The sequence below is a fragment of the Acidobacteriota bacterium genome, assembly GCA_009861545.1.
GTDB lineage: Bacteria > Acidobacteriota > Vicinamibacteria > Vicinamibacterales > UBA8438 > WTFV01.
Map to the genome: position 1 here is coordinate 1 of VXME01000136.1, position 5,247 is coordinate 5,247.

General features: G+C 74.2%; 6 protein-coding genes. All 6 read left to right on the plus strand.

What is annotated here, in order from left to right; genetic code table 11:
- A partial coding sequence (locus F4X11_21430; protein ID MYN67555.1) for a hypothetical protein occupies window positions 1-491 on the plus strand: 491 nt, incomplete at its 5' end.
- Entirely contained in the window at window positions 488-1,300 is an 813-nt protein-coding gene (locus F4X11_21435) for a hypothetical protein (protein ID MYN67556.1), read from the plus strand. The genes F4X11_21430 and F4X11_21435, both read left to right, overlap by 4 nt.
- Window positions 1,300-2,616 carry a TrbI/VirB10 family protein gene (locus F4X11_21440; protein ID MYN67557.1) on the plus strand — a complete coding sequence of 439 codons (1,317 nt, stop codon included), beginning with the start codon at window positions 1,300-1,302 and terminating at the stop codon, window positions 2,614-2,616. Before F4X11_21435 ends, F4X11_21440 begins: the two co-directional genes overlap by 1 nt.
- Window positions 2,613-3,728, plus strand: a complete 1,116-nt coding sequence (locus F4X11_21445; protein MYN67558.1) for a hypothetical protein — start codon at window positions 2,613-2,615, stop codon at window positions 3,726-3,728. The genes F4X11_21440 and F4X11_21445 overlap by 4 nt, the downstream gene beginning before the upstream one ends.
- Window positions 3,646-4,743 carry a type IV secretion system protein gene (locus tag F4X11_21450; GenBank protein MYN67559.1) on the plus strand — a complete coding sequence of 366 codons (1,098 nt, stop codon included), beginning with the start codon at window positions 3,646-3,648 and terminating at the stop codon, window positions 4,741-4,743. The genes F4X11_21445 and F4X11_21450 overlap by 83 nt, the downstream gene beginning before the upstream one ends.
- Window positions 4,743-5,247 (plus strand): hypothetical protein (locus F4X11_21455; GenBank protein MYN67560.1); only part of this gene is annotated, 505 nt, incomplete at its 3' end. The genes F4X11_21450 and F4X11_21455, both read left to right, overlap by 1 nt.

Here is a 5,247-nt window from a genome sequence, read left to right on the forward strand (position 1 = left end):
CGGCGGCGCGGACGGAGCTTCAGGCCATCGAACAGGCGACGGCTTCCCGAGTCGCGGCGGTATGGGCCGAGCACGACGCCGCCTGGACGCGCTGGCGCGACGACTATCCCGGACGGCTGCGCTTTCCCTACCGCCTGGACGAGGTGGCCTTCGCGCCGCCGTTCGAGATCGAGGCGCTGTGGCACGACGGACGGTTCACCTACCTGCGCTCGCGGGCCGAGGAGTCGCCGGCGCTCTACGAGCTGCGGGAGGCTGACAAGCGCTTCGGCCGCCGCAGCCTGGAGCCGAGCCTCGTCTCGTACGAGGTGTTCGACGACGGGCTGTACGTCGCCGACCACGTGCTCGGGCCGGGCCGGTTGCGGATCGGCGACTCGGAGACGGGGTGGACGCTCGACCGGCCGAAGCCGCGGTGGACGTGGAAGACGCGCGCGATGGTCGGCGGGATGCTCGCGGCGGTGGCCGCCGTGCTCGTGCAGGGGGTGGCGCGATGAGGGCCTGGGCAATCGCACTCGGATGCGTGCTGACCACCTCGCCGGCCGCGGCGCAGGGGCTGCGCGTGGCCGCCGCACCCGCGGATGCGCCGGTCACGGTGACGACCCGCGTGCGCCACGTCACCACGGTGGCGCTGCCGGAGACGGCCGAGATCGTCGAGGCTGTCGTGGGCGACGCCGAGCGCTGGGACGTGTCGGCGGCGGCGCACCTGGCGTTCATCCGGCCCCTAGTCCCCGCTGCCCGCTCGAACCTCGTGCTGCTGACGGCCGCGGGGGACATCGTGCCGCTGACGCTGGTCGAAAGCGCGGATGCGCCGGTGGACACCGTCATCCGCGTCGGCCACGGCTCGGCCGGGCCGTTCAGCGGCGGTCCGTTGCTGACTTCCGCCGAGGCCGTCGCCGCGACGGCCGCCCGCGCGGCCGAGGCATGGGAAGCGGTCGCGGCGGCGGAGGCGCGCGGGGCCGAGCGCATCGAGGCGGCCCGCTCGGCGGCGCAGGCCGCACTGGACGCGCGCCGCGAAGCCTATCCGCGGCAGGCGCGCTTCGACTACCGCTGGACCGCCGAGGCGGCCGGCTACCCGTGGCTGGTCGAGGGGATGTGGCACGACGGCCGGCGGACCTACCTGCGGACGCGGGCGCTGTCGCCGGACCTCTACGAGCGCGTGGACGGCGAGCTGGAGCGGGTCGCGGTGTCGGAAGTGCTCGACGGCGTGCTGCACGTCGTCCCGCGGGTGCTCGGGTCCGGCGCGCTGGAAGTCGGCGAGCGGCGGCTGCGGTGGACGGCCGCACCGAGAAAGGCAGGCCCGTGATGGCGAAGTGGAAGCAGGTGCTGCAACCGCCGGCCGGGGCGCTGCCGGGGAATCTGGTCACCAAGGCCGGCGTGGGCGTCATCGCCGTGCTGCTGGCCGGGCTCGTGCTGAGCCAGTCGGGCGGGGACGAGGAAGCCGAGGATGCCGGCGCGGCCGAGCCGGAGGTCACCGGACGAGGCATGGTCGGGCAGCTCCGGTCGCGGCTGACGCAGCTCGCCGAGCAGCGCCGGGTCGAGGAGGACGACGGCGGGGAGTCTGGTGACACCCATCCGCCGCAACTGCCGCCGGCTCCGCCGGGGCCGGGCGGCGCGGCGTCGGAGGACTCGTCGTCGCTTCCGACGGCCGGCGAGGTGGAGCTGCGCGAGCGGCTGCGGCTGGAGGCCATCGAACGGCGCGCCCGGTCGCTGCGCGCGCCGAGCGTCGTGCAGACCTTCCGGGACGAGCCGCGTCGAGGCGGCGGCGACATTGTCGACTCGGACCGCAACGGTTCAGGGGGAACGGCGCCGGCTGCGCCCGCCGTAGGCGCTGGCGATGCCGGCACGGCGTCGAGCCTGCCGCCGCCAGATCCGGCCGCCATCGCCGACCGGATGCAGGGCGCGAACGCGGCGCTGCTGGCGGGGCTGGCCGGCGGCGGCGAGGCTGCGGAGCCGGCCGCACGCACCGTGCCGGGCGTGACCGGGCCGCCCGTGGGCGCGACGGCGGAGCCGGCGGTGGTGAAGGTCCCGATGGACCCCGGCGGATGGGAGCGGGTCTACGAGGGGTCGGTGTTGAGCGCGGTGCTCGTCACGCAGCTCGACGGCGACTTCGCCGGCCCGGCTCTCGCGCAGGTCGCGATCCCGTTCTACTCGCGAGACCGCCAGCGGATCCTCGTGCCGCGCGGCGCACGGCTGCTCGGCGCGGCCGAGGCCGTCCGGCACCAGGACCAGAGCCGGCTGGCGGTCGGCTTCCACCGGCTCGTCTGGCCCGACGGCCGCTGGGTCGACCTCGCCTTTCACGGCCTGAACGCCATCGGCGAGAGCGCACTGGCCGACCAGGTGGACCGGCACTACGCGTCGACGTTCGCCGCCGCCGGCGCGGTCGGCCTGCTCGCCGGGCTGACGCTCCAGGGATCCGACCCGTACGCCGGCGGCGGGGCCGGCTTCCGCGCCGCGGCCGGGCAGGGCTTCGGCCAGTCGGCGACGCAGATCCTCGGGCGGTTCCTCAACCGCCTGCCCACGGTCACGGTGCGCGCCGGCCACCGGCTGCGTGTCTGGGTGACCTCGGACTTCCTCGTGCCGCGGCCCGAGCCGCACCCGGAAAGGATGTACCGGAAATGACGAACAGATGGCGCTTGTTGATTGCAGGCGTGGTGGCCGCCGTCGCGATCGGAACGTGGTCGAGCCGGCGCGCCGAGGCGTGCCTGTTCGGCTCGTGCGACGCGATCATCATCGCCAACCAGGTGACGCAGATCGCCCACATGGTGACGCAGATCTCGAAGATGGTCGACCAGCTCCAGTCGCTCGACGGCGTGCTGGCGACGACCACCGAGCTGGTTACGTCGAACGACATCGGCATGGGCAACATCGGCCGGCTGCGCGAGGTGACCGACGCCGAGTGGCTGATCGGCCGCCACGGCATCGGCCTGTCGACGAGCACGAGCGCGGGCGGCGTCGGCGCGTTCCTCCAGCGGATTCCCGGCGTCACGGACGAGGCCGGCTGGCTCGACGTGCTGGCCGCGCCGAGTCTCGGCGACCCGGCGGCGGCGACGGTGCTGCTGGGCGGGCGGCCGGCGACGGAGACCTCGGCGGCCGAGCCGAGCACATTCCGCTCGTGGACCGCTCCGAGCGGCCCGGCCTGGTCCGGTCCCGGCCGCAACGCGGCGCGCGAGGCGCTCGACATCCTCGGCGACGTGGCCGAAGGCACCGCGACCTGGCGCACCGTGTGGGACGACATCGAGGCGGCGCTGCCGCCCAGCGTGACGGCCGCTGACCTGCGGGGCCTGCGGCTCGCGCGTCAGGTGGCCGATCGAGTCGTGCGCATGTGGCGGCGCTCGGAGCGGCGGGCGGCGGCCGAGCTGACGCACGCGCACGCCGTCGCCGAAGCCGCGTCGACCCTGGCCGTGCAGGTCGGCGAGTCGGCGGCGCACCTGTCGGACCTGCGCGACGACGACCTGATGCGGACGCAGCGCGTCGACCAGGCCGCCCTGGCCAACGGCGTGACGCAGACCGAGTTGCTGCTGGCGCAGGCGCAGCTTGCCGCCTACGAGGCGGCGCGCGAAGCCCGCGAGCGCTACGAAGCCGAGCGGGCGCGGCGCGAGGCGGCGGTCCGTTGGCAGGCCGACAGCGTGCGGGCGCGGACCGAGCACGATGTCTTCATCGCGGATCTGGCCGCGGCCGAGTCCGCCGTCATCGACAGCCACCGGCGCGTCCCGTCGCCGTCGGACTGGTAGTCCCGGTCGCAACCTCGGAAGGAACGACGCAGCCATGACGCCAATCGACCTACTGCTGATGCTCCAGCAGGCGTCCGTCCTCACCGACCAGCTGATGGCCTCGGTCGCACCCGCCGTGGCCACGGCCGGGATGCAGCTCTGGCAGGGCCTCGCGCTGATCGTCGTCGTCTGGACCGGCGCGCAGATGGCGCTCTCGGGCCACGGCGTCAACATGGCCGCCGTCGTCCGCATGGTCATCGGCCTGTCGATCCCGCTCGGCATGCTCCGCTTCTACACGGCGCCGCTGCCGGGGACCGGCCGGAGCGTCCCGGACCTGATCACGGGGATGGGCGACTGGCTCCAGGGAATGATCGTCGCCGACGCCGGGACCGCGATGCTGGAGCAGCTCGGTCTCGCGACCGGCGCGTGGCGGGAGCTGTTCGCCGGCCAGGGGCTGTTCGGGAGCCTTGCCTCGTTCGGCTGGAACGTCGTCGCGGACCTGCCGGGCGTGCTCGACGCGGCCTTCGACCTCTTCATGACGCTCGGACTGATGGTCGTCCTCCTCATGGGTCTGGTGGTGGTCTTCGCGCTCGGGCAGGCGCAGGTCATGTGGGCGCAGATCGCGCTCTCCATCGCGCTGGTGCTCGGCCCGGTGTTCATCCCCTGGATGCTGGTGCCGCAGCTCTCGTTCCTCTTCTGGGGCTGGTTCCGAACGGTGCTCGTCTACTCGCTCTATGGGGCCATCGCGGCGGCGGTCTTCCGGGTCGTCACCGAGCTGGGGATGTTCGTCGTGCAGGGGTGGACGGGCGACGTGTCGGCCGACGTGGAGTGGGCGGGGCCGACGGGGATCCTGACCGCGATGCGGCGGTCGCTGGTGACGATCCCCTACATCGTGGCGGCGGGGCTGGCAACGATGAAGGTGGGCGAGCTGACGCAGATGCTCGTCTCGGGCTCGGGCAACGTCGGCTCGGGCGCGTCGGGCCGCGCGGTGCAGACGGCTGCGGCGGCGCGCGTGGTGATGACGGGAGGCGTGTGATGGCGGCGCGGGAGTTCGCGGAGATCTGGGGAGAGCAGATGCACGCCGCGCGGCATCTGCGCGTGGTCACCGGGGCGCTGGCGCTGGTCGTCCTGGTGCTGGCCGTCGCGCTGGCACGGCTCGCGTGGGCGCCGCAGCCCAAGCCCCTGGTCGTGCGCGTCGACGAGGTCGGCCGCGCCGAGGCGGTCGCCTACGAGGCGATGGAGGCGCAGGCCGACCCGCTGGACCCGACCACGGGCTTCTTCCTCCACCGTTTCGTCGTCGACCACTACTCGCGCCGGCAGGGCACGGTCCGCGAGTACTGGGAGCGGTCGCTCTGGTTCCTGACGCCCGAGGTGGCCAACGCCGCCTACGCCGAGCAGGCCGAGGACGTGGCGGCCACCGCGGTCGGGCTGGCCGACGAGGAGCTGCACGTCGAGGACGTGGCCGTGCGCATCCTGCCGCAGCCTGCGGAGCCGCACGGCGCGGCGGCGACCTTCGACCTGGTGCGCATGCGCGGCGGCG

Coding starts and splice junctions, on each gene's coding strand:
- F4X11_21435 (MYN67556.1), top strand. CDS start 488: ATGAGGGCCTGGGCAATCGCACTCGGATGCGTGCTGACCACCTCGCCG.
- F4X11_21440 (MYN67557.1), top strand. CDS start 1,300: ATGGCGAAGTGGAAGCAGGTGCTGCAACCGCCGGCCGGGGCGCTGCCG.
- F4X11_21445 (MYN67558.1), top strand. CDS start 2,613: ATGACGAACAGATGGCGCTTGTTGATTGCAGGCGTGGTGGCCGCCGTC.
- F4X11_21450 (MYN67559.1), top strand. CDS start 3,646: ATGTCTTCATCGCGGATCTGGCCGCGGCCGAGTCCGCCGTCATCGACA.